Source organism: Rhizobium sp. BK049, assembly GCF_014193135.1.
Lineage (GTDB): Bacteria > Pseudomonadota > Alphaproteobacteria > Rhizobiales > Rhizobiaceae > Rhizobium.
Genome location: NZ_JACHYV010000001.1, coordinates 92991 through 115189, shown reverse-complemented (window position 1 = coordinate 115189; position 22199 = coordinate 92991). Strand labels below are relative to the sequence as shown.

The window sequence follows — 22199 nt, the reverse complement described above, 5'->3', positions numbered from 1 at the left end:
CTGGGACAGCGTGGTGACTTTCCGCGTGCGGCCTCCGTCTTCAGGAATAAATCCGCCGACAGGGCCGCGGCTCCGGATATTATCGGTCCTTGTGGCCGGGCGGCGGGGGAGCAAGACGGGCTCGGCCGAGTGCTTTGGTGCCATCAGCTGTGCAAGGATGTCGTCGGCCGATTCACTTGAACCGCCAATGCCGGCCTCGCGCAGCTGACGATCGAGATCGCTGCCGTTTTCCAGCGCGGCCAGTTCCGCGCCGGCCTCAATGCGCCCGGCCGTCATTTCCTGGCGCTTTTTGATGCGTTCGAGACTTTGGACGGCGCTGCCGAGACGGGTATTGATGCCCGACTGGTTATGGGCAATCGCCGACTGAGCGCGAGAACGTCACGATTTTTCGAGATGGGCGGGAAGCGTTTTCCGCACCGGGCGATTACGCCGACGAAGGTTTTGTCAATCAGGCTTATACCCCGCTTTTCGAAAGCGATAACGGCTTTGCTGTGCTCGGCAGTTGGGTTGCCGGTGATCGCGCCTGCGGTCTTGCCGTTCGCGAAGACCGCTCGCGCATAACGGCCAATCTATCCCGTTTCGTGCCGAACGTTATAATGGAATAGCATTTTACTCCCGCTCAGCATGTAACAATCAAATACGCCGAGCTAATCCGATGCTCCTAAATCCTGCAGCCACGCTGGAATATCCTGCTTGACGTACCCGCCACACGTCGACGTGGTCGGCTCGTTCAAGATAGAAGATCATATAAGGAAAACCCTTCAGCGCCGTACAGCGCAGATTGGGCAGACCGAGTTCATATGAGTAGCGCAGTGAACCCCAGTGCATCGATGAAGCCTACCGCTATCTGCGCTCCTGTCATGCGAGCGTAATAGTCCACGGCATTCTCGACATCCCCGCGAGCCGACTGGCGGGGACGACCGGTTTTGCGGTCACTTGGAGCTTTTTTTCGTTGCGCGCTCGCGCAAGCTATCGAAATAGCTGGCATCGATGGGCTCGGTGGTCTCGGACGACGCACCCTCTAGCAGAAGATTGCGCAACTGCTGCCGATCCCTGTCGCGACGGATGAGTTCGCGCACATACTCGCTGCTCGTGCCATATCCTCGACCGGCGACCTGCTGGTCGACGAAGTGCTTCAAATTGTCCGGCAGCGAGATATTCATAGTGCTCACGGGACCAGGATAGCGAGCATGGCAAAATTTGACAAGGCCGGGCCTTCGTACAGCGGAGGCGCATGTCGCGGTTGGCGAGGACACGACGTCCGGCCTCACCTAATGAACTCGACATCGCTCGCTTCGAAACGCGGACGTTCCAATCCCGTAGAGCATCGCACGCCTCGGCCCGCGTGGGTGCGCCGATGCGTCCGCCGAACACCTGGCATTTGAGAGCCGCGGCGATGGATGACAATCGCATCGTCTCTTCGATCGGCATGCCTTCTGCGATTGCCAGCACGAAAGCGCCGTGGAAGATGTCGCCCGTCGCAAGCGTGTCGATCGCTCTCAAGGTGACGGATGTCGCCGCTTGGGTCGTCGAACCACAGGGAGCCATTTCGCCAGCCGTAACGCTGATGAAGGAATGTTCGAATTTCCGCTTCAGCAGATCAACGATCTCGACGAGATCCGCCGTTCCTTGCCAGATCACCCGAGCCCGAGCTCACAGGAGAATTGCCACTTGGCCAGCTACTCCAGAGGCGGACGGGTGATATCCGCTATCGAAGGCAAAGCCGGACCGCTTTCCGCCTGAGCCATCGCTTTCACCAATGCGATGATCGTTTCACGAATATCGGGATTGGCAATCTTCAGAAAGGCGCGGTTAAGCACCAACCCCTCTTTCGTTCGCAGGAATTCTGCGACGGGGTCGGCATTGTCCGGCAGGCTCAATGGCTGCGACTCGTTCTGCTCGAAGAAGAAGCTCGGAGAGGTGTGAAGCACTTCGGCGATTCGCTGCAAACGGCTCGCACCAATGCGGTTGATGCCCTTCTCGTATTTCTGAACCTGCTGAAAAGTCACGCCGATCTGCTCGGCAAGCCGCTCCTGGCTCATTCCAAGCAGCTGCCGGCGTGTTCTGATGCGCGCGCCGACGTAACTGTCTATGGCATTCGGTGTTTTGACATTCATCGCGTGTTTTCAGCCTCGATCGGATTTCAATCGGCGCAGCTGTAGTACCCCTGTAAGCAGTTTTCCACGGTTGTTTTCATATAGTATAGCATGCATGCGATGATCTCGGCTGACTGTGATATGAAAACCCCCGTCCAACACTCGGCCAGCGACGCAAGCGCCGGTCGGGCAATAGGCAAATCAAACAAAAGCCGTACCGATCCTGGCCAAACCGGGCTGGTGATCGTTGCCCGGCCTGCGGTAAATGTCTTTCAGCGACCGTCGCTCGACAGTCTTGCCAGCCCCGATCGCCCAAAATCCATGAGAACGACACGACACTAATCGTGCCTGTGCAGGAGGGATATTGATGGCAACCGTTGCCGAGCGAGCGCCCCGTTTCGAAAAGACGACGATGTCCATTCTGATGGCTGTCAGCTTCTGCCACATGCTGAACGACATCATGCAGTCGCTGCTCGCCTCGCTCTATCCATTGTTCAAGGCGAATTACGATCTCGATTTTGTCCAGATCGGCCTCCTGACCATGACGTTCCAGGTCACGGCGTCTCTGCTGCAGCCCGCGGTCGGCATCGTCACCGATCGCTGGCCGATGCCCTATTCGCTGCCGGTCGGCATGGCCAGTACCTTTTGCGGCCTCATTCTGCTCGGCAATGCCGGCAATTTCGCGCTGCTGCTGGTCGCGGCGAGCCTGATCGGTTTTGGCTCGGCGGTCTTCCATCCGGAATCCTCGCGTGTTGCCCGTCTTGCCTCCGGCGGCCGCCACGGTTTCGCGCAGTCCTTTTTCCAGGTCGGCGGCAATGCCGGCCAGGCGATCGGCCCACTGCTCGCCGCCTTCATCGTGCTGCCGCTCGGGCAACACAGCGTCTCCTGGTTTGCCGCCATCGCCATGATCGGCATGGTCGTGCTGAGCTGGGTTGGCAGCTGGTATATGAGCCACAGGCGTCAAAACGCCAGCAAAGCGGCCGTCAGCCGAACCCTGCCGCTGCCGCAGAACCGCGTCATCTGGGCGCTGCTGATCCTGGTGCTGCTGACGGCGACGAAAAATGTCTACATGGCGAGCGTCTCGAGCTACTTCACCTTTTATGTCATCGACAGGTTCGAACTCAGCGTGCAGCAGGCGCAGCTGATGCTTTTCCTGTTTCTCGGCTCGGTCGCCGTCGGCACGTTCCTCGGGGGACCGATCGGCGATCGCTTCGGTGCCCGTTTCGTCATCTGGTTTTCGATCCTCGGCGTCATTCCCTTCGCGTTGCTGCTGCCCTATGCCAATCTTTTCTGGACGTGCGTGCTCAGCATCGTTATCGGCCTGGTCTTCGCGTCCGCCTTCTCGGCGATCGTCGTCTTCGCGCAGGAACTGGTGCCCGGCCGCGTCGGGCTGATTGCCGGCGTCTTCTTCGGCTTTGCATTCGGGGCAGGGGGGCTAGGTGCTGCGCTGCTTGGCGATTTTGCCGACACTCACGGCATCGCCTTCGTCTACCGCATCTGCTCCTACCTGCCGCTGCTCGGCCTGCTGACCGTCTTCCTGCCGCGCATTCCGAAACAGACGCGGGCCTGAGGCCATCCCCGAAGTCGCGATTGGCATATCGAGCTCCGGAAGTGTGTCGTCCTTTGGCCGCCGTGGATGGAAACGGCGACCGGAGGCGCGTTCTCCTTCTTTAGAATCTGCTCATAAGCCGCAATTAATCCATAAATTTGATGGAAAATTTATGCTGCCAGTATTGATGGCACGGCAAGAGTTTTTCCGACCCTTCCTGGACATCAGACATTCTTGCTTCGCCCGCGATCCAGCCTTTTGACATGATCAGCCGGCTCGGGGCGCTCGGCCTCATCAGTCAGACGGGATATAAAATGACCAAGAACAAAAAACTTCACGGCCTCAATTTTTCGCGCCGCGCGGCTCTTGCGGCCGCCGCTGTTTCCGCAGCTGCCCTTTTAGTCTTTGCCGCACCGGCACCTTCCTTTGCCGACGACAAGTCGATCAAGGTCGGAATCATGGCCGGCGAGGATGAGGATGTATGGCGGGTGGTGACCAGCGAAGCCGCCAAAAAGGGCCTCAAGATCGAGACCGTCATCTTCAACGACTACACTCAGCCGAACGAAGCGCTGGAGCGCGGCGAGATCGACGCCAATGCCTTCCAGCACAAGCCCTATCTGGACAACCAGGTTCAGCAGCACGGCTATCACATCGTCCCCGTCGGCTATACCGGCGTCTGGCCGATCGGCCTTTATAGCAAGAAACACAAGGCCGTCGCCGAGATCCCCGAAGGCGCCGTCATCGGCGTGCCGAACGATCCCTCGAACGAAGGTCGGGCGCTGCGGGTTCTCCAGAATGAAGGCCTGATCAAGCTGAAGGACGGAACCGGCATTCTCGCAACTGTCGCCGACGTCACCGACAATTCGAAGAAAATCGAGATCAAGGAACTCGATGCCGGCATCGTCGGCCGTTCGATCGACGATCTCGACGCCGGCGTCGTCAACACCGACTGGGCGCTGAAGAGCGGACTTTCTCCGGCCGAGCGTATCGCGCAGGAGCCGATCGCCGACAACCCCTACCGCAACTTCATCGCCGTCAAGGAAGAGAACAAGGATGCGGACTGGGTCAAAACGCTGGTGTCTTCGTACCAGAACGACACCGTCAAAGCCGAGTTCGACAAGGTATACAAGGGGACAGGTCTCAGCGCCTATTGATCCGAAACTGGGCCGCGGTTAAGGCCGGCCGAAAGGCGGCCCGGGCGTTCCTGCCGGGGCCGCCTTCAATATTTGCAGGGATAAGTACATGAACTCCGTTGTTTCAAGGGCGACGATCGAGCCGCGGCCGCAGGCGGCAGCCGAAGAGGTGGTGAGGCTTATCGACGTGAAGCGTCGGTTCGGGACCACGCCGGCACTTGACGGTATTTCACTGAGCGTGATGAGGGGCGAGATCCTCGGCATTATCGGCCGTAGCGGCGCCGGCAAGTCGACGCTGATCCGCTGCCTGAACGGGCTGGAACGCGCCGACAGCGGCGAAATCCGCATCGACGGCCGCGATATATCCGGGCTTCAAGAGCAGGAACTGCAGCCGCTGCGCCGCCGCATCGGCATGATCTTTCAGCACTTCAACCTGCTTTCGGCCAAAACGGTGGAGGACAATGTTGCCCTGCCGTTGAAGATCGAGGGTATTGCCAAGGCCGAGCGCCTGAAGCGCGCCCATGAACTTCTCGAGCTCGTCGGACTCGCCGACAAGGCGCAAGCCTATCCCGCTTCGCTCTCCGGTGGGCAGAAACAACGCGTCGGCATCGCCCGGGCGCTGGCGGCGCGCCCGGCGCTACTTCTCTCGGACGAGGCGACATCGGCCCTCGACCCTGAGACAACACGATCGATCCTGACCCTGCTCAAGGATATCAATCGTAAGCTCGGACTGACCATTCTCCTGATCACGCATGAGATGGAAGTGGTGCGCGGCATTGCCGATCGCGTTGCGGTCATCGATGCCGGACGGATCGTCGAGGAGGGCCAGGTCTGGTCGGTCTTCGCCAATCCGCAAACTGACATCACCAGGAGCTTGCTTGGCGGCATCCGCCCGCAACTTCCCGATCACATTCTCGGCCGGCTGTCGGCGACGACGGGCAGTGAAGTGATCCTCAGTGTCGATCTTGCCGGGCCGCAAGCGCAGGGGGCGCTGTTTGCCGAACTCTCCGCGGCTCTGCCGCATTCCTTCCGCCTCGTCCATGGCGGCATCGACCATATCCAGAACCAGCCGGTGGCGCGGTTCTTCATCGCCGTTCCCGCGCGCGACCCAGCGCTTGCCGGAAAGGTCGAACAATTCCTGACGGCCCGGTCCGCCCGGGTGGAGGTGCTTGGTTATGACACCGATCATGCTTGAACTGCTTCTTCGCTCGCTTTGGGAGACGGTCCTGATGACTGTCGCCTCGGGGGTGATTTCGCTCGTCGCAGGTCTGCCGCTCGGCCTTGCCCTCGTCGTCACGGCGCGCGGCGGCATCGCCGAAAATCTCTGGATCAACCGCATGCTCGGTGCCGTCATCAACGGCTTCCGCTCGGTGCCATTCATCATCCTGCTGGTGGCGCTGATCCCGCTGACGCGGCTGATCGTCGGCACCGCGCTCGGCACCGGGGCCGCCATCGTGCCGCTCGCCATCGCCGCGACACCCTACTATGCGCGCATCGCAGAGGTGTCGTTGCGAGAGGTCGACCGCGGGCTGATCGATGCCGTGCGCGCCATGGGCGGCAATCGCTGGACCATCATTCGCGAGGTGCTGGTGCCTGAAGCGCTGCCGGGCATCGTCGCCGGCTTCACCGTCACCCTGGTGACGCTGATCGGCGCCTCGGCCATGGCGGGCGCGATCGGCGCCGGCGGCCTCGGCGACCTTGCCATTCGCTATGGCTATCAGCGCTTCGAAACCAATGTCATGATCGCAGTGGTCGCCGTCCTCGTCATCCTCGTCTGCGGCATCCAGTGGCTCGGCGACCGACTAATCGCCAAGCTCGACCACAGATAGGTCATAGTCGGAGGCTTGCGGCGGGTGAATGGCGTGCTGTGTTAATTGTCCTAAGGCTGTATCGCGTGATCCACCTGTGAAGTGATAAGGTGGCGATGAAGCAGCCGGAGGAACGCATGACGAAGAAGACGCTGTCGGATTGGGCGGAGCTTGCGCAGAAGGAGCTGCGCGCCTCACCCGAAACCCTGACCTGGCACACGCCGGAAGGCATCGCTGTCAAGCCGCTCTATACCGCTGAGGACCTCGAAGGCGCCGCGCATCTCGGCTCGCTGCCCGGTTTTGCGCCCTTTACCCGCGGACCGCGCGCGACGATGTATGCCGGCCGGCCATGGACCATTCGCCAATATGCCGGCTTCTCCACAGCAGAGGAATCGAACGCCTTTTATCGCCGCAATCTCGCTGCCGGCCAGAAGGGCCTGTCGGTCGCCTTCGATCTTGCCACCCATCGCGGTTATGACAGCGACCACCCTCGCGTCGAGGGCGATGTCGGCAAGGCGGGCGTCGCGATCGACAGCGTAGAGGACATGAAAATCCTGTTCGACGGCATTCCGCTTGGTGACATGTCGGTCTCAATGACCATGAACGGCGCCGTCATTCCGATCCTCGCTTCCTTCATCGTCGCCGGCGAAGAGCAGGGCGTGCCGAGGGCCGAGCTATCGGGAACCATTCAGAACGACATCCTCAAGGAGTTCATGGTCCGCAACACCTATATCTATCCGCCAGAACCTTCGATGCGGATCGTTGCCGACATCATCGACTATACGGCAAGGGAGATGCCGAAATTCAACTCGATCTCGATCTCCGGCTATCACATGCAGGAGGCCGGCGCGACGCTGGTCCAGGAGCTTGCCTTCACGCTGGCCGACGGCCGCGAATATGTCAGGGCGGCAATTGCCAAGGGTCTCAACGTCGATGATTTCGCCGGAAGACTCTCCTTCTTCTTTGCGATCGGCATGAACTTCTTCATGGAGGCGGCGAAGCTGCGCGCCGCCCGGCTGCTCTGGACCCGCATCATGGAGGAGTTCCGGCCGAAGAAGGCATCCTCGCTGATGCTTCGCACCCATTGCCAGACCTCCGGCGTTTCATTGCAGGAGCAGGATCCCTACAACAACATCATCCGCACTGCCTTCGAGGCGATGTCGGCCGTGCTCGGCGGCACGCAGTCGCTGCACACCAACTCCTTCGACGAGGCGATTGCGCTGCCGACGGAATTCTCCGCCCGCATCGCCCGCAACACCCAGCTAATCCTCCAGCATGAAACCGGAGTGACCAAGGTGGTCGATCCGCTGGCGGGCTCCTATTATGTCGAGAGCCTGACGAAGGAACTCGCCGACAAGGCCTGGGCTCTAATCGAGGAGGTGGAAGCGCTTGGCGGCATGACGAAGGCTGTCAACGACGGTTTGCCGAAGCGGCTGATCGAGGAAGCGGCGGCGCGCCGCCAGGCCGCCGTCGACAAGGGCGAGGAGGTCATCGTCGGGGTTAACCGCTACAGGCTCGACAACGAACAGCCGATCGACATTTTGGAGATCGACAACAGCGCAGTGCGCAACGCGCAGATCCGCCGCATCGAGGAGACGAAGCGGCGGCGCGATAGCAGCGCCGTGCGCGAAACGCTGGCCGCCCTGGCAGAAACCGCACGCAGCGGCAAGGGCAATCTGCTGGCGGCCGCCATCGAGGCGGCGCGGGCCCGCGCCACTGTCGGCGAGATATCGGATGCGATGCGCGCTGCCTTTGGTGATCATGCCGCGACACCTGATGTCATCAGGGGAGTCTATGGCGAAGCCTATGACAATGAGCCGGAACTTGCCGTCCTGAGGGAGCGTATGGCAGGGGTGACGGAAGCGATGGGATACCGGCCGAAAATCATGGTCGCCAAGCTTGGTCAGGACGGGCACGACCGGGGCGCTAAAGTGATCGCCTCGGCCTTCGGCGACATCGGCTTCGACGTGCTCGCCGGTCCGCTGTTTCAGACGCCTGACGAGGCTGTCGAGTTGGCGCTTGATCGAAAGGTCAATGTCGTCGGCGTCTCGTCGCTCGCCGCAGGCCACAGGACGCTGCTGCCGCAGTTGGTCGAGAGGCTCAGGGAAAAGGGTGGCGACGATGTCATCGTCGTCTGCGGCGGCGTCATCCCACGACAGGACTATGAATTCCTCCATGAACACGGCGTTGCGGCCGTGTTCGGCCCGGGCACGAACGTTCTGGAAGCGGCAAACTCCGTTCTCGACCTGCTAGAGGGCAAACGGCGAAACCAGTAGTTCATAAAATCTGCGCAGCCGGAGGCAACCCGCTGCGCACTTTGCTTAGAGCAACCCGCGCGTCGCAAGGTTGCGCATCAGTGCCGATATGCCGAAGGTCCACGGCGGGCATTCGGTGGAGAGGCGCACGGTATTCACGAGCGTGCCGAGCCCGGCCGAGGAAATCTCGACGACATCGCCGATCTTGTGCGTGAAGCCTTGCTTCGGCGCATCACGGTCCTGCGTTGGCGCAAACAGCGTTCCGAGAAAGAGCATGAAACCATCGGGGTATTGATGATGAGGGCCAAGCGTCTGTTTGACGAGATCGGTCGGGTCGCGGCTGATCTGCGACATCGAGCTTTTCCCATGCATCACGAAGCCGTCCTGCCCCGTTACCTTCAGATCGAGTTCGGCCCTGCGCACCTCATCCAGCCCATAACCGGCATCGAACAGCCGGACGAACGGACCAATCGAGCAGGAGGCGTTGTTGTCCTTGGCCTTGCCGAGCAGGAGCGCCGAGCGCCCTTCGACATCGCGAAGGTTGACGTCATTACCGAGCGTCGCTCCCTTGATTTCACCGCGGCTGTTGACCGCGAGCACGATTTCCGGCTCCGGATTGTTCCATGTCGAGATCGGATGCAGGCCGACATCGGCACCCCAGCCGACCGAAGATAGCACCGGCGCCTTGGTGAAGACCTCGGCATCGGGGCCGATGCCGACCTCAAGATATTGCGACCACATTCCCTCGTCGATCAGCGCTTGCTTGACCTTGGCGGCCTCGGGCGAACCGGCCTTGAGGTTGGTGAGACTGCCGCCGATCAGCGCGCTGACGCGCTCACGGATCGAGGCGGCACGATCGGGATTGCCGGCCGCCTTCTCCTCGATGACGCGTTCGATCATCGACTGGGCAAAGGTGACGCCGCAGGCCTTGACCGCCTGCAGGTCGGCGGGCGCTAGGAGGTAGGGCCGTCCGGCATCCGGTTTTCCGGTGCTGTTGGCGGCAATCTCCTCCAGAGGACCGATCTCCTTGCCACTTGCGGCTCGGACGAAGCCCGCGGCATTCTGGCTCTCGAGCAGGGCGCTCAGCGTCGGAGCCTCGTGCGAGGTGATGTCGATGAGCATTCCGTCACGAAGCGTCACGATGCTCGGGCCGGCAACTTCGGGATTCCAGACGCGCCCGACAAAAATTCCGCCGGAAGCGGCAGCATCGAGAAGGGGATGAGACATGGTGATCCTCCGTTACAGGCAGCGGCGAGCGCTCTTGAAAGAATTCCGAGATTGTTGCCGCCCTCCAGCCCGGCGGCCGCCGAAATCGATCACATTCGGCAGAGCGGAGCAAGATAGGCGGGGGAAAAAGACTTTTGCCGGATCGGATTGAAAAGCGGATCTGCTGCCTGCATCAATTCGAATGAAGGTTATAAATAACTATTTAGATACATAATAAGCTTTATTTTTCAGATGGTTGAATACGAACACTGGCGATTTCACCCCCCAGCTTGCCTTGACAGGAGCCAGCTTTCGTTATCTGTTTTGGCCGATATGGAGGATGCTGGCACCAGCCGGCCGCACGAAAATCCCGGGAGGATATTGCAGCGATGTTGAGATTTGCCGTCGTCGGAATCGACCATGGGCATACGTTCGATCACGTGAAGGGACTGCTCGCCGCAGGCGGCGAGTTCGTTGGCTATTGCCCGCAGACCACCGTGCCGGCATTGCGGGAAGCCTTCGAGAAGACCTATCCCGATGCGCCGCAGATCGGCCGGGAGAAACTGTTCGACGATCCCTCGATTGATGTCATCTGCATTTCCGCCATTCCGCGTGACCGGGCCGGGCTCGCCATCCGCGCGATGAAAGCGGGCAAGGACGTGATGACCGACAAGCCGGGTGTGACGACCTTCGCCCAGCTCGAGGAGGTTAAGCGCACCGTTGCCGAGACCGGCAAGATCTTCTCCATCTGCTTTTCCGAGCGCCATTGCGTGCGCTCCGCCGTCAAGGCCGGCAAGCTGGTTAAGGAAGGTGCGATCGGCAAGGTCATTCAGACGCTCGGCGTCGGTCCGCACCGGCTGCAGTTGCCGACCCGACCCGATTGGTTCTTCGATCCGGAATATTTCGGCGGCATCATCGTCGACATCGCCTCGCACCAGGTCGATCAGTTCCTGTTCTATACCGGCTCGACCTCGGGCGAAGTCATCGCCAGCTCGATCGGTAATTTCGGCATGCCCGATAAACCCGCCTTCCAGGATTTCGGCGAGGTGCTGCTGCGCTCCGACAAGGCGGCCGGTTATGTCCGCGTCGACTGGTTCACCCCGGAGGCGCTGCCGACCTGGGGCGACGGCCGCCTCACCATCCTCGGTACGGAGGGTTATATCGAGCTGCGCAAATATATCGATATTGCCGGTAGGCCGGGCAAGGATCACCTCTTCCTCGTCAATGGCAAGGAAATGACCCATATCGATTGCAGCAGTGAGAAGCTCGATTATTTCGACGCGTTCACCGCCGATGTCGCTAACCGCACGCAAACGGCGATGACGCAGGATCACGTTTTCGAAGTCTGCCGGCTTTCGCTCGAAGCCCAGACGAAAGCCGCGCGTATCGGCGCTCGCTGAGGAGGATATCATGGCCAGGAAATTACGCGTCGGCGTTATCGGCGCTGGTATAGCCGCGCGGCACCTAACGGGCTTCGGCTGGAACAAAGATCTCTTCGAGGTTCCCGTCCTTTGCTCGCTGGACGAGGATCGCGGCCGGGCGCTGTGCGACGAATTCGCCATTGCGGAATATACGCAGGATGCGGATTCGCTGTTTGCCCGGAACGATCTCGACATCATCGACATTTCGACGCCACCGAGCTCGCATTTCGAACTCTGCCGCAAGGGAATCGAATCCGGCAAGCATGTGATTTGCGAGAAGCCGCTCTTCGGCTCGATTGCCGAAGTCGATGAGATGGGCCGCATCCTCGCCCGCTTCCCGGGCAGGAAGCTGATGCCGATCTTTCAGTATCGCTACGGCTCCGGCCTGCAGAAGCTGAAACTGCTGATCGAGCAGGGCCTTGCCGGCAAGCCGTTCCTGACGACGATCGAGACCCATTGGTGGCGCGGGCCGGATTATTACGCCGTGCCGTGGCGCGGCAAATGGGCGAGCGAACTCGGCGGCGGCCTTCTCGGCCACGCGATCCATGCCCATGACATGCTGAATTATGTGCACGGTCCCTGCGCCGAAGTATTTTCCTATGGGGCGACGCTGGTCAATCCGATCGAGGTCGAGGATACGGCCGCCCTCTCGGTGAGAATGCAGAATGGCTCGCTGGCGACGCTGTCGATGACGCTCGGCTCGCGCAAGGAAATCTCACGGCTGCGTTTCTGCTTCAGCGATCTCGTCGCCGAGAGCATCCTCGAACCCTATACGATGGGCCGCGATCCCTGGGTCTTTACCGCCGGGACCGAAGAGCACCAGGCGCGGGTGGATGCGGCCCTCGCCGCCTATGTGCCGGGCGAGGATGGTTATACCCGCCAGTTCGAGCTTTTCCACAGGGCGATCGTCGAGGACACGGAACCGCCGGTGACGTTGCAGGATGCCCGCAATTCGCTGGAGCTGGTGACGGCCGCTTATTTCTCCCAGCGCACCGGCCGGCCGACGCCGATGCCGATTGCCGCCGATCATCCGCTCTATCGCTCCTGGCTCCCGGAAGAACAGCGTAGGTCCGACGGCCTCTGAACGATTACGAGGTGGATGCCGGGCGGCGCTTGGCATCCACCCTGAAACGCTTCTTGATCCGATCGACCGGCGTTCCGTCCAAAAGCGGGACCTGAATGAGCCGGTCATAAGGCTCAAAGCCCATCTTTGTGTAATAGGCAAGACCTGCGAGATTGTCGGCACGAATGGTCGCATTGATGAATTCAAGCCCGAGTTCGTCGGCTGCTGCCAGCGTCGCCGGAAAAAGGGCACTGCCGACGCCGGAAATTTTGGGGTTCATGCGGGCAAATGTCGCGATATCGGCATAACCTCTCGGCGGATCGCCGTAGAGACTTAACGACTGGAAGCCGGCAAGCGACCGATCATGCTCCGCAACATGACAGATAAGGGGGAACTCGCCGTCGATGAACCAATCCGCGAATTCCGCTGCCGTCAACGGCGTCTCGAGTGCGGTTGTTCCGCCGGCCAGAATGAGTTTGTTCAGGAGACTGCACAGCTCCTCCGCGTCGGCGGATACCGCCCTTCGAATATGCATATGGTTCTGACCCCGTTTTTACTCCCACCGTACAGGTGACGTCCACAGAGCACAACCGACTGCCTCGTCGACTGCCGTCAACGCCCTTCGATCCTCCTTGAAAGCCTTAGACCTTTTGCAATCCGAATCGAGAGAAGCACCCATGCTGAAATCCTTCGAACACGTCGGCATGACGGTTAGTGACATGGACCGCTCCGTCGATTTTTACTGCAGTCTGCTCGGCCTGCGCCTGCATCTTCGCAAGAGGATGGCCGATGGCGCCGAGATCGCCTTTCTCGATGCCGGCGGCGGCATGCTGGAAATTTTCGCGCCGGCAGAAGGCGCGGCGAGGGCGGTCGACGTGCCGGACGGTGCGGCCGGCCTGCGCCACCTGACCTTCCTGTTCGAAAATGTCGAGGTGACCTTCGCTCGTCTGGAAAAGGCCGGCGTCGAGATCAAGGAGCGGCCGCGTCTGGCAATCAACACCGAGGTTCTGCACAAAGTCGCCTTCGTTCGTGATCCCGATGGCATCCAGATAGAGCTCGCCGAGAGGTAGCTCAGCGTTTGGAGCCGCCGATGACGGTCACCGAGGCGAAACATGCGTTAGTTGCGGAAGGCGCCGGCGGGCATCGTCGTCACCAGGCGGATGTCGCGACGGAAATCGGATGGCGACATGCCGGCGATGTGGCGGAAGGATTTGTTGAAGGCGCTGATCGAGCCGAAACCGCTGTCCATCGCCACCTGCAGAACATTGGCGCCTTCGCTCATCAGCATTGCCTGGGCGCGAGACAGCCTGAGCAGCGTCACATATTTGCTGAGCGTCATGCCTGTCGATCGCTTGAAAAGATTCATGGCATATTTCGGATGCAGATCCGCGGCGCGAGCGATATCGACCGAATCGATGTCCTGGAGGAAATTGGCGGCGATGAAATCGCACATGCGCGCGACGCTTCGCGAGGAGTTGGGATGCAACTGATCGCCGTCCAGGCTGGCGGTCGTCTTCGATGTCGTCATCGAATAGGGTTCGAATGCGATACGCTCGATGCGCAGCAGCAATTCGTCCACGGCATGCTGGGCCTTGGCGGAATCACCGGAATTGGCATAGCGAAACCAGCGAGCGAAGTTTTCGTTATCAGCAGCGTCCGTTGCCGAGGTCAGCAACGTCTCACCTTTCATAAGACGACTGGAAATGCTGATCGGCAGGCGCAGCCGGAAGAAATAGACAAGCGGCAGGTGAGCACCGGCATAGAGCGAATCATCTGACGATTCGTCCATCTGATGCGGCTGCCCACCCCAAAACAGGCACATATCACCGGCGTTCAGCCGAAACGCGTGATCGTTCATGCGGTAATGCACACTTCCGCGCATGACATAGTTGATCTCGACCTGCGCGTGCCAGTGCGGCATGGCCATGACAGGCGGGTGCGCGTGAAACATCTGCAGTGCCGTCGGCGAACCCTCGATGCTGCTTGCGCCGGGCTGATAGATTGCGCGCGTGCCGACCTTACTTTCCGCCAAATCCATATTCCCTTTTTAGGAGACAGCCGCTCCCTTGCGGATAGTCTAACCGCGTTCGTGAAAGATCGGCAATTGAAAAGGGAGGATTTTCAATGCGCTTCAAACTTCTCGCTGCGACCGCAGCTGTCGCACTGCTTGCTTCCGGCTCGGCCTTCGCTGAGTCGGCCAATCTCACAATCTGGAGCTGGAATGTCGCCGCATCGGCGTTGAAATCCACGCTTCCCGGCTTCAACAAACAATTTCCCGATATCAAGGTCACCGTCGAAGATCTTGGCAACAGCCAGGTTTTCGACAAGACGCTCGCAGCCTGCGCTGCCGGCGGCGACGGCTTGCCCGACATTGTCAGCATCGAAAATTTCGAGGCTGAAATCTTCTGGAGCCGTTTTCCGGACTGCTTCGCCAATCTGAAGGAGCTCGGCTACACGGCCGATATCCAGGCGAAGTTCCCTGACTTCAAGCGCACCGAACTTGAGGTCGGCGATGTCGCCTATGCCATGCCGTGGGATTCCGGTCCCGTCGCCGTCTTCTATCGCCGCGACATGTACGAAAAGGCCGGCGTCGATCCGAGCACGATCAGCACCTGGGACGATTTCATCGCCGCCGGCAAGAAGATTTCTGCCGCCAATCCCGGCGTTGTCATGGCACAGGCCGATTTCAACGGCGACAGCGAATGGTTCCGCATGATCGCCAATGAACAGGGCTGCGGTTATTTCTCGACCGACGGCCAGAACATCACCATCAACCAGCCGGCCTGCGTCGCCGCGCTGCAGAAGGTGAAGGAGATGAAGGATGCAGGCACGCTGACCGCAGCCAACTGGGACGAGAAGATTCAGGCCAACACCGCCGGCAAGGCCGCAAGCCAGCTCTATGGCGGCTGGTATGAAGGCACGGTGCGCTCGACCTCACCCGATCTCAAGGGCAAGTGGGGCGTCTACAGAATGCCGAGCCTGACGGCCGACGGCCCGCATGCCGCCAATCTCGGCGGCTCGTCGCTCGCCATTTCAGCGACCTCCGCCAACAAGGAAGCCGCCTGGAAGTTCGTCAACTACGCCCTCGGGACGAATGAAGGCCAGGTCACCATGCTGAAGGAATTCGGTCTGGTCCCGTCGCTGCTGTCTGCCGAGAAGGATCCTTTCGTCAACGAGCCGCAGCCCTATTGGGGCGGCCAGAAGGTCTGGGCCGACATTCTCGCGACCCTGCCGAAGATCGTGCCGAGCCGCGGCACTGCCTTCCAAAGTGATGCCGAAGGCATCTTCAAGGCAACGCAGGCGAAATTCTTCGCCGGCGGCTATCCCGATGCGAAGGCGGCTCTCGACGATGCCGCCAAGCAGATCGCTTCCGCAACCGGACTTCCCATCGCGCAATGAATGACGATGCCGGGCGCTTCCGCGCCCGGCATTTCACCCGCCTGCAGCGCGGCCCGTCATTCATTCGTTCGTGAGGAGGAGGCTCGATGCCGTTCAGAACCCGGAGCGCCTATGCGTTCCTCGCCCCCTATCTGCTTGTTTTCGCCACCTTCTGGGTCTGGCCGATCATCGACTCGTTCCTGATTTCCTTTCAGAACACGCGCATCAATCCCTGGAAATACAGTTTCCAGGCCAATTGGGGCCGGCTCTTCTACGACCCTGCCTTCTATAACGCTCTCTACAACACGCTGATCATCCTGGTGATCCAGGTGCCTGTGATGATCGCGCTGGCGACCGTCATGGCCGTGCTGCTCAATTCGCCGCTTCTGAAAGCGCGCCCGCTTTTCCGTTTCGCCTTCTTTGCCCCCGTCGTCGTCGGCGAGGTCGCCTACGCAGCCGTGTTCCGGCTGATGTTCAGCCTTGATTTCGGCATCATCAACAAGATGATTTCAGCGGTCGGCTTCAGCCCGATCTCCTGGTTCGACAACGCCAATGCCGCGATGGCGGTGATCATCCTCGCCGTCACATGGCGCTGGGCCGGCTATAACGCCATCATCATCCTGGCCGGCCTGCAGGCCATCCCCGACGATGTCTACGAGGCCGCGACGCTCGACCGGGTGAGCAAGACACAGCAATTCTTCCACATCACCCTGCCGCTCTTGAAGCCGATCATCCTCTTCTGCGTCGTGCTCTCGGTGATCGGCACGATGCAGCTATTTACCGAACCCTTCCTCATCACCAATCGTGGTGGTCCGGGCGGCGGCACCGAGACACTCGGGCTCTTCCTCTACCGCCAGGGTTTCACCTCGCTGAACTTCGGTTATGCCTCGGCGATCGCCTATACGATGGCCGCTCTCGCCGTGGTGATCTCCTTTTTCAATCTCTGGATCGGGAGGGACCCGAAATGAGATCCAAGTCGCAATCCCTTCTCGTCCGTCAGATCGCGCTGCACGCCGCACTAGCGCCGCTGGCGCTGATCTGGCTGTTTCCGCTGTGGATGATGTTCGTCTTCTCGACAATGCCCGACAACGGCATCTTCAATCCCGAGATCGTGCTGTGGCCGTCGACCAATTTCGTCGAGAATTTCAAAAATCTGCAGGCAGATACCGATTTCATCGGCGCAATGGTAATTTCTATCGGCGTGGCGCTTATCTATACCGTGCTCTCGGTGATGCTGACCTCGATGGCCGGCTGGGCGCTGGCGCGTTATCGTTTCGTCGGCCGGTCCGTTGTCATCGCCATCATCCTCGGCACGATCACGCTGCCCTTCTCCGTGGTGGTCATACCCCAATTCATCATGGTGGCGCGCGAGTTCAAGCTGGCAAACACCTGGGTGGCACTGATCGTGCCGCCGCTTTTCAATTCGCTCGGCGTCTTATTCATGCGACAGTCCTTCTCGATGATGCCGGGCGAGCTCTTCGATGCGGCCCGCGTCGAGGGCGTCAAGGAATGGCAGATCTTCCTGCGCATCGCCCTTCCGCTGGCGCGCCCGACCATGGCGGCATTGGCGATCATTCTCTTCCTGCATTCGTGGAACAATTACCTCTGGCCGCTGCTCATCAATTCCAGACCGGGGATGATGACGGCTCCGGTGGCATTGGGAACGTTGATCGGCCTCACCAAAGTGTCCTGGGGTGGCATCATGGCCGGCGCGGTGCTGCTGACTGCGCCGATCCTCGTCGTCTTCGTGGCGCTCCAGCGCCATTTCATCGCCGGCATCGCGGCCGGCGCAATCAAGTAATCGGGCAAGTAATCGGGGAAGCCGAATGGCAGAGCTTTCACTTACCAACATCGTCAAACGCTTCGGCGGCTTTGAGATCATCCATGGCGCCAATCTGGAGGTGAAGGACGGCGAATTCGTCGTCTTTGTCGGCCCTTCCGGCTGCGGCAAGTCCACGCTGCTGAGGATGATCGCCGGCCTTGAGGATATTACATCGGGCGAGCTTCGGATCGGAGGCAAGGTCGTCAACGACGTCGAGCCGGCAGATCGCGGCATCGCCATGGTCTTCCAGTCCTATGCGCTCTATCCGCATCTGACGGTCGAGGAGAACTTGAGTTTCGGCTTGCGCATGAACGGCAACCCGAAGGCCGATACCGAGCGGCGCGTGAGCCATGTCGCCGATATCCTGCAGATCACCGAACTGATGAAACGGCGGCCGAAGCAGCTTTCCGGCGGCCAACGCCAGCGCGTTGCCATCGGCCGTGCCATCGTTCGAGAGCCCGAAGTCTTCCTGTTCGACGAACCGCTATCGAACCTCGATGCCGAGCTGCGCGTGCAGATGCGCGTCGAGATCTCAAGGCTGCACAAACAGCTCGGCACGACGATGATCTATGTCACTCACGACCAGACCGAAGCGATGACGCTTGCCGACCGCATCGTCGTGCTGCGCGCTGGCAATATCGAGCAGATCGGCGCACCGCTCGACCTCTATGACGACCCGGCCAACCAGTTCGTCGCTGGCTTCGTCGGCTCGCCGAAGATGAATTTCCTGAAAGCCGCGGTCGTCGAGGCGCAGCCGGGCCGGGCGGTTATCGCGCTGGTGAGCAATCCGGAGACGCGCCTGCCGCTGTGCGTCGCCGATCCCATCGAAACCGGCGCGAAAGTGACCCTCGGCATCCGGCCCGAACATTTCGTCGATGGGGGTGCTGGCGATACCGATCTTACCGTTGCCATCGATGTCGCCGAACACCTCGGCAATACCAGCTACATCTATGCCGCCGTCGGCGACGAACAACTTATCATTGAGCGGCCGGAATCGCGCACATCAGGCAATCGAGAGACGCTGACCGTCGGCCTTCCCGCCAACCGCACATTCCTTTTCGACGGCGCCGGCAAACGGCTCCGCTGAACCAATCCCAAGGCAGAAAGACGAAAGAGGATTTCCATGACTTCCGATCAACCGATCCGCTGGGGCATCATCGGCCCCGGCACCATCGCTCGCACCTTTGCCGATGGCGTTGCCCACTCGCGCACCGGCAAACTGGTCGCGATTGCCACCCGCAATCCTTCCAAGCCAGGACTTGCCGAAAACTTCCCAGGCGCCCGCATCGTCGATGGTTACGAGGCGCTGCTTTGCGACCCCGAGGTCGATGCCGTCTATATTTCCGTGCCCCATACCGGCCATGCCGAATGGGCGATCAAGGCGGCGCGCGCCGGCAAGCACATCCTTGTGGAAAAGCCGATCGCGCTTTCGGCCTATGATGCCGAAGCCGTTTACTACGAAGCCAAGAAAGCCGGCGTCTTTGCGGGCGAAGCTTTCATGTACCGGGTGCATCCGCAGACGGAAAAGCTGGTTCAGCTTATCAAGAGCGGCGTCATCGGCACAATCCGCATCATCCGCTCGAGTTTTGGCTTCAACATGGGCAGCTATAAGCCGGAGCATCGGCTTTTCGCCAATGATACTGCCGGCGGCGGCATTCTCGACGTCGGCGGTTATCCTGTTTCCATGGCACGATTGATCGCCGGCGCCGCGGAGGGCAAGGCCTTCCTCGAACCGGAAAAGGTGTCGGGCGTCGCCCATCTTGGAGAGAGCGGCGTCGACGAATGGGCGTCGGCCGTGCTCAAGTTCCCGAACGAGATCATCGCCGAAGTCTCCTGCTCGATCATGGCGCAGCAGGACAATGTGCTGCGCATCATCGGCTCCGAGGGCCGGATCGAGGTCGCTGACTTCTGGTTCGCCTCCGGCCACAAGGGCGGCGTCGGCAAGATTGAAGTCTTCAAGGGCGGCAGCCGAGAGACGATCGAAGTCCGGGAAGAGCGCTGGCTCTATTCCTTCGAGGCGGATGCCGCGGGCGATGCGATCCGGGCCGGCAGGACCGAGTTCAGCACTCCCGGCATGAGCTGGGCGGATTCGATCGCAAACCTGCGCGTGCTCGACCAGTGGCGGGCCTCGGTCGGTCTCGAATATGGCGTCGAGAAGGCCATCAAACGCACGTCCAATATATCAGGCGGCGCGGTCACGCGCGGCAACAGCATTCCGCAGCGACAGATTCCAGGCATCTCGAAGCCCGCTTCGGTCGTGACCCTCGGCTTCGAGTTCTTCCCGAACTTCGCCGCCGCCTCGCTGACGCTCGATGCTTTCTACGAGGCGGGCGGCAACGCCTTCGACACGGCCTTTGTCTATGGTGCCGGCAAAACGGAGGCAATCTTCGGCGACTGGCACACCAGCCGCAAGGTGCCGCGCGAGGAGATCGTGCTGATCGGCAAGGGCGCGCACTCGCCGCTCTGCTACCCGGACATGATCGCAAAGCAGCTCGATCAGTCGCTCGCCCGGCTGAAAACAGACTATGTCGACATCTATTTCATGCATCGCGACAACACCGATATACCCGTCGGCGAGTTCGTCGATGCCATGGATGCCGAGGTCAAACGCGGCCGTATCCGCGGCATCTTCGGCGGTTCGAACTGGACGCGGGCGCGTTTCGACGAGGCGATCGCCTACGCCGAAAAGACCGGCAAGGCGGCGCCGGCAGCGCTTTCCAACAACTTCTCGCTCGCCGAGATGCTGGATCCGATCTGGGCCGGCTGCGTCGCCGCCTCCGACGACGATTGGAAGACATGGCTGAACGAGAAGCAGATCCCGAACTTCGCCTGGTCCAGCCAGGGCCGCGGCTTCTTTACCGACCGCGCCGGCCGAGACAAGAAGGATGATGAGGAGATCGTTCGCGTCTGGTATTCCGAGCGCAATTTTGGACGCCGCGACCGCGCCATCGAGCTTGCTGGCAAGCTCGGCCGCAGCCCGATCCATATCGCGCTCGCCTATGTCATCGCCCAGCCTTTCCCCGTCATTCCATTGATCGGTCCGCGCACGATTGCCGAATTGGAGGACAGCCTCTCGGCGCTCGACATCAAGCTGACGCCCGATCAGGTGAAGTGGCTGGAAGGCTGATGAACGAGGGGAGGGGCGCGGCTTCGGACCGCGCCCTTTCCATGTCTACTTCTGCGCCTCTGACGCCTTCCTTCTGGCGGCATCGTCCATCAGCTCGTACCACATGGCGTTGAGGACGGCGAAGGCGGCTGCCAGCGGCAGGCCAAGGATCCATGCGAAATACCACATCGTTTCGTCTCCCTCAGTAAGCGTGACTGTTCTTGTCGGTGACGGACTTCTCGTCGACCTTGCCCCACAAAACCTTGTAGACCCAGGCGGTGTAGGCAAAGATGATCGGCAGGAAAATTACCGACACCACGAGCATGATGAACAGCGTCATATGGCTGGAGGATGCATCCCAGACCGTCAGGCTCGATCGCGGATCGAGTGAGGAGGGCAGGATGAACGGAAACATCGAGAGACCGACCGTCGAGATGATGCCAAAGATCGCGACTTTGCTGAAGAGCAGCGTCATCACCTCGCGCCTTGCCCGCATGGCGATGAAGGCCAATGCCGCACCGGCAAAGCCGAGGACGGGTGCCAGGATCATCCAGGAATGGGCGGTGTAATTGGCAAGCCAGGCGCTCTTTTCGATCACCACCGTTTTCAGCAGCGGATTGGAAGGTCCGATCGGGCTTATATCGCTGGTGATACGGTAGCCGCCGACACCGAACCACAGGAAGAGGCCCCCGAGGGCAAACAGCAAGATGGCGGCAAGGGCGGCGATGCTGCCATAACTCCTCGCCCGTTCCGCAACCGGCCCGCGCGCCTTCAGCACCAGCCAGGCCGCGCCATGCATGGTCAGCATGGCGACGGAGAGCAGGCCGCAGAGCAACGCATAGGGGTTGAGCAAGGCAAAGAACGAGCCTTCGTAGAAAATCCGCATATCGTCGGCGAAGCGGAAGGGCACGCCCTGCAGCACATTGCCGACGGCGACGCCGAAGATCAGCGCCGGCACGAAGCCGCCGATGAAGAGCGCCCAGTCCCAGCCGTTGCGCCAGCGCGAACTGTCCCGCTTTGACCGATATTTGAAACCCACCGGACGAAGAATGAGCGCTAGGAGGATCGCAAACATCGCGAGATAAAAGCCCGAGAAGGAGACTGCATAAAGCGGCGGCCAGGCGGCGAAGATGGCGCCGCCGCCGAGGATCAGCCAGACCTGGTTGCCTTCCCAGGTGGCGCCGATCGTGTTGATCGCCACGCGCCGTTCCGTATCGGTCCTGGCGACGAAAGGCAGCAGCGTGCCGACGCCAAGGTCGAAGCCACCTGTCGTCGCAAAGGCGATCAGCAGCACGCCGAGCAGCAGCCACCAGATGACGCGCAGGGTTTCATAATCGATGAGTTCGTGAAGGATCATGGCAG

General features: G+C 60.7%; 20 protein-coding genes and 4 pseudogenes. 14 read left to right on the top strand and 10 right to left on the bottom strand.

Annotated features, from left to right (window positions below):
* Positions 1-105: 105 nt before the first annotated feature.
* Positions 106-372: pseudogene (locus FHT70_RS00570) on the bottom strand (PspA/IM30 family protein); the annotation flags it as partial.
* On the opposite strand from FHT70_RS00570, the pseudogene FHT70_RS00565 reads away from it, so the two are divergent.
* Positions 366-605 (top strand): annotated as a pseudogene (locus tag FHT70_RS00565) (glutathionylspermidine synthase family protein); the annotation flags it as partial. The pseudogenes FHT70_RS00570 and FHT70_RS00565 sit on opposite strands and share 7 nt — an antisense overlap.
* 42 nt (positions 606-647) lie before the next feature.
* Here the strand turns inward: FHT70_RS00565 and FHT70_RS30155 are convergent.
* The 4 genes and pseudogenes from FHT70_RS30155 to FHT70_RS00550 form a co-directional block, all read right to left on the bottom strand.
* Positions 648-988, bottom strand: a pseudogene (locus FHT70_RS30155) (type II toxin-antitoxin system RelE/ParE family toxin).
* Positions 933-1163: a type II toxin-antitoxin system ParD family antitoxin gene (locus tag FHT70_RS00560; RefSeq protein WP_183698306.1), complete on the bottom strand. Its 231-nt coding sequence runs from the start codon at positions 1161-1163 to the stop codon at positions 933-935. The pseudogene FHT70_RS30155 and the gene FHT70_RS00560 overlap by 56 nt, the downstream one beginning before the upstream one ends.
* A 133-nt stretch (positions 1164-1296) precedes the next feature.
* Positions 1297-1629: pseudogene (locus tag FHT70_RS00555) on the bottom strand (PfkB family carbohydrate kinase); the annotation flags it as partial.
* Positions 1630-1679: 50 nt separating this feature from the next.
* A complete protein-coding gene (locus tag FHT70_RS00550) occupies positions 1680-2117 on the bottom strand; it encodes a helix-turn-helix domain-containing protein (protein ID WP_183698305.1) in 438 nt (145 codons plus the stop codon).
* A 346-nt stretch (positions 2118-2463) separates the two neighbouring features.
* Between FHT70_RS00550 and FHT70_RS00545 the strand changes: the two genes are divergently transcribed.
* The 5 genes from FHT70_RS00545 (at position 2464) to scpA (ending at position 8862) form a co-directional block, all read left to right on the top strand.
* Positions 2464-3666 carry an MFS transporter gene (locus FHT70_RS00545; RefSeq protein WP_183698304.1) on the top strand — a complete coding sequence of 401 codons (1203 nt, stop codon included), beginning with the start codon at positions 2464-2466 and terminating at the stop codon, positions 3664-3666.
* Between the two features lie 293 nt (positions 3667-3959).
* Positions 3960-4799, top strand: a complete 840-nt coding sequence (locus FHT70_RS00540; RefSeq protein ID WP_183698303.1) for a MetQ/NlpA family lipoprotein — start codon at positions 3960-3962, stop codon at positions 4797-4799.
* An 88-nt stretch (positions 4800-4887) separates the two neighbouring features.
* Positions 4888-5973, top strand: coding sequence for a methionine ABC transporter ATP-binding protein (locus FHT70_RS00535; RefSeq protein WP_183698302.1), 1086 nt, complete (start codon positions 4888-4890; stop codon positions 5971-5973).
* The gene (locus tag FHT70_RS00530; RefSeq protein ID WP_183698301.1) at positions 5954-6607 is read left to right on the top strand and encodes a methionine ABC transporter permease; all 654 of its coding nucleotides are present in this window, start codon (positions 5954-5956) and stop codon (positions 6605-6607) included. Before FHT70_RS00535 ends, FHT70_RS00530 begins: the two co-directional genes overlap by 20 nt.
* A gap of 116 nt (positions 6608-6723) precedes the next feature.
* Positions 6724-8862, top strand: coding sequence for a methylmalonyl-CoA mutase (scpA, locus tag FHT70_RS00525; RefSeq protein ID WP_183698300.1), 2139 nt, complete (start codon positions 6724-6726; stop codon positions 8860-8862).
* Between the two features lie 45 nt (positions 8863-8907).
* Here scpA and FHT70_RS00520 read toward each other — a convergent pair whose 3' ends face one another.
* Entirely contained in the window at positions 8908-10068 is a 1161-nt protein-coding gene (locus FHT70_RS00520; protein WP_183698299.1) for a fumarylacetoacetate hydrolase family protein, read from the bottom strand.
* Between the two features lie 368 nt (positions 10069-10436).
* Here FHT70_RS00520 and FHT70_RS00515 point away from each other — a divergent pair, with 368 nt between their 5' ends.
* A complete protein-coding gene (locus tag FHT70_RS00515; protein ID WP_183698298.1) occupies positions 10437-11447 on the top strand; it encodes a Gfo/Idh/MocA family oxidoreductase in 1011 nt (336 codons plus the stop codon).
* 10 nt (positions 11448-11457) lie between these two features.
* Positions 11458-12552, top strand: coding sequence for a Gfo/Idh/MocA family oxidoreductase (locus tag FHT70_RS00510; protein ID WP_085781582.1), 1095 nt, complete (start codon positions 11458-11460; stop codon positions 12550-12552).
* Positions 12553-12556: 4 nt separating this feature from the next.
* Here the strand turns inward: FHT70_RS00510 and FHT70_RS00505 are convergent, their stop codons facing one another.
* Positions 12557-13066, bottom strand: coding sequence for a GNAT family N-acetyltransferase (locus FHT70_RS00505; RefSeq protein WP_183698297.1), 510 nt, complete (start codon positions 13064-13066; stop codon positions 12557-12559).
* Positions 13067-13208: 142 nt separating this feature from the next.
* Between FHT70_RS00505 and FHT70_RS00500 the strand changes: the two genes are divergently transcribed.
* Entirely contained in the window at positions 13209-13601 is a 393-nt protein-coding gene (locus FHT70_RS00500; RefSeq protein ID WP_183698296.1) for a VOC family protein, read from the top strand.
* Between the two features lie 47 nt (positions 13602-13648).
* On the opposite strand, the gene FHT70_RS00495 is transcribed toward FHT70_RS00500, so the two are convergent.
* Entirely contained in the window at positions 13649-14569 is a 921-nt protein-coding gene (locus tag FHT70_RS00495) for a helix-turn-helix domain-containing protein (protein WP_183698295.1), read from the bottom strand.
* 86 nt (positions 14570-14655) lie between these two features.
* On the opposite strand from FHT70_RS00495, the gene FHT70_RS00490 reads away from it, so the two are divergent.
* From FHT70_RS00490 to FHT70_RS00470, 5 genes are all read left to right on the top strand, one after another.
* Positions 14656-15930: an extracellular solute-binding protein gene (locus FHT70_RS00490; RefSeq protein WP_097599593.1), complete on the top strand. Its 1275-nt coding sequence runs from the start codon at positions 14656-14658 to the stop codon at positions 15928-15930.
* A gap of 86 nt (positions 15931-16016) precedes the next feature.
* Positions 16017-16877 (top strand): sugar ABC transporter permease, encoded by an 861-nt coding sequence (locus FHT70_RS00485; protein ID WP_085781577.1) that lies wholly within the window; start codon positions 16017-16019, stop codon positions 16875-16877.
* The gene (locus tag FHT70_RS00480; protein WP_085781576.1) at positions 16874-17710 is read left to right on the top strand and encodes a carbohydrate ABC transporter permease; all 837 of its coding nucleotides are present in this window, start codon (positions 16874-16876) and stop codon (positions 17708-17710) included. The genes FHT70_RS00485 and FHT70_RS00480 overlap by 4 nt, the downstream gene beginning before the upstream one ends.
* 25 nt (positions 17711-17735) lie before the next feature.
* A complete protein-coding gene (ugpC, locus tag FHT70_RS00475) occupies positions 17736-18818 on the top strand; it encodes a sn-glycerol-3-phosphate ABC transporter ATP-binding protein UgpC (protein ID WP_183698294.1) in 1083 nt (360 codons plus the stop codon).
* A gap of 36 nt (positions 18819-18854) precedes the next feature.
* Complete coding sequence (locus FHT70_RS00470) at positions 18855-20858, top strand: aldo/keto reductase (protein ID WP_183698293.1); 2004 nt, start codon at positions 18855-18857, stop codon at positions 20856-20858.
* Between the two features lie 45 nt (positions 20859-20903).
* Here the strand turns inward: FHT70_RS00470 and cydX are convergent, their stop codons facing one another.
* On the bottom strand, positions 20904-21026 hold the full coding sequence (gene cydX / locus FHT70_RS00465; protein ID WP_183698292.1) for a cytochrome bd-I oxidase subunit CydX: 123 nt from the start codon (positions 21024-21026) through the stop codon (positions 20904-20906).
* 13 nt (positions 21027-21039) lie between these two features.
* Complete coding sequence (gene cydB / locus FHT70_RS00460) at positions 21040-22194, bottom strand: cytochrome d ubiquinol oxidase subunit II (protein ID WP_085781572.1); 1155 nt, start codon at positions 22192-22194, stop codon at positions 21040-21042.
* Positions 22195-22199 lie beyond the last annotated feature (5 nt).

Coding starts and splice junctions, on each gene's coding strand:
- FHT70_RS00560 (WP_183698306.1), bottom strand. CDS start 1,163: ATGAATATCTCGCTGCCGGACAATTTGAAGCACTTCGTCGACCAGCAG.
- FHT70_RS00550 (WP_183698305.1), bottom strand. CDS start 2,117: ATGAATGTCAAAACACCGAATGCCATAGACAGTTACGTCGGCGCGCGC.
- FHT70_RS00545 (WP_183698304.1), top strand. CDS start 2,464: ATGGCAACCGTTGCCGAGCGAGCGCCCCGTTTCGAAAAGACGACGATG.
- FHT70_RS00540 (WP_183698303.1), top strand. CDS start 3,960: ATGACCAAGAACAAAAAACTTCACGGCCTCAATTTTTCGCGCCGCGCG.
- FHT70_RS00535 (WP_183698302.1), top strand. CDS start 4,888: ATGAACTCCGTTGTTTCAAGGGCGACGATCGAGCCGCGGCCGCAGGCG.
- FHT70_RS00530 (WP_183698301.1), top strand. CDS start 5,954: ATGACACCGATCATGCTTGAACTGCTTCTTCGCTCGCTTTGGGAGACG.
- scpA (WP_183698300.1), top strand. CDS start 6,724: ATGACGAAGAAGACGCTGTCGGATTGGGCGGAGCTTGCGCAGAAGGAG.
- FHT70_RS00520 (WP_183698299.1), bottom strand. CDS start 10,068: ATGTCTCATCCCCTTCTCGATGCTGCCGCTTCCGGCGGAATTTTTGTC.
- FHT70_RS00515 (WP_183698298.1), top strand. CDS start 10,437: ATGTTGAGATTTGCCGTCGTCGGAATCGACCATGGGCATACGTTCGAT.
- FHT70_RS00510 (WP_085781582.1), top strand. CDS start 11,458: ATGGCCAGGAAATTACGCGTCGGCGTTATCGGCGCTGGTATAGCCGCG.
- FHT70_RS00505 (WP_183698297.1), bottom strand. CDS start 13,066: ATGCATATTCGAAGGGCGGTATCCGCCGACGCGGAGGAGCTGTGCAGT.
- FHT70_RS00500 (WP_183698296.1), top strand. CDS start 13,209: ATGCTGAAATCCTTCGAACACGTCGGCATGACGGTTAGTGACATGGAC.
- FHT70_RS00495 (WP_183698295.1), bottom strand. CDS start 14,569: ATGGATTTGGCGGAAAGTAAGGTCGGCACGCGCGCAATCTATCAGCCC.
- FHT70_RS00490 (WP_097599593.1), top strand. CDS start 14,656: ATGCGCTTCAAACTTCTCGCTGCGACCGCAGCTGTCGCACTGCTTGCT.
- FHT70_RS00485 (WP_085781577.1), top strand. CDS start 16,017: ATGCCGTTCAGAACCCGGAGCGCCTATGCGTTCCTCGCCCCCTATCTG.
- FHT70_RS00480 (WP_085781576.1), top strand. CDS start 16,874: ATGAGATCCAAGTCGCAATCCCTTCTCGTCCGTCAGATCGCGCTGCAC.
- ugpC (WP_183698294.1), top strand. CDS start 17,736: ATGGCAGAGCTTTCACTTACCAACATCGTCAAACGCTTCGGCGGCTTT.
- FHT70_RS00470 (WP_183698293.1), top strand. CDS start 18,855: ATGACTTCCGATCAACCGATCCGCTGGGGCATCATCGGCCCCGGCACC.
- cydX (WP_183698292.1), bottom strand. CDS start 21,026: ATGTGGTATTTCGCATGGATCCTTGGCCTGCCGCTGGCAGCCGCCTTC.
- cydB (WP_085781572.1), bottom strand. CDS start 22,194: ATGATCCTTCACGAACTCATCGATTATGAAACCCTGCGCGTCATCTGG.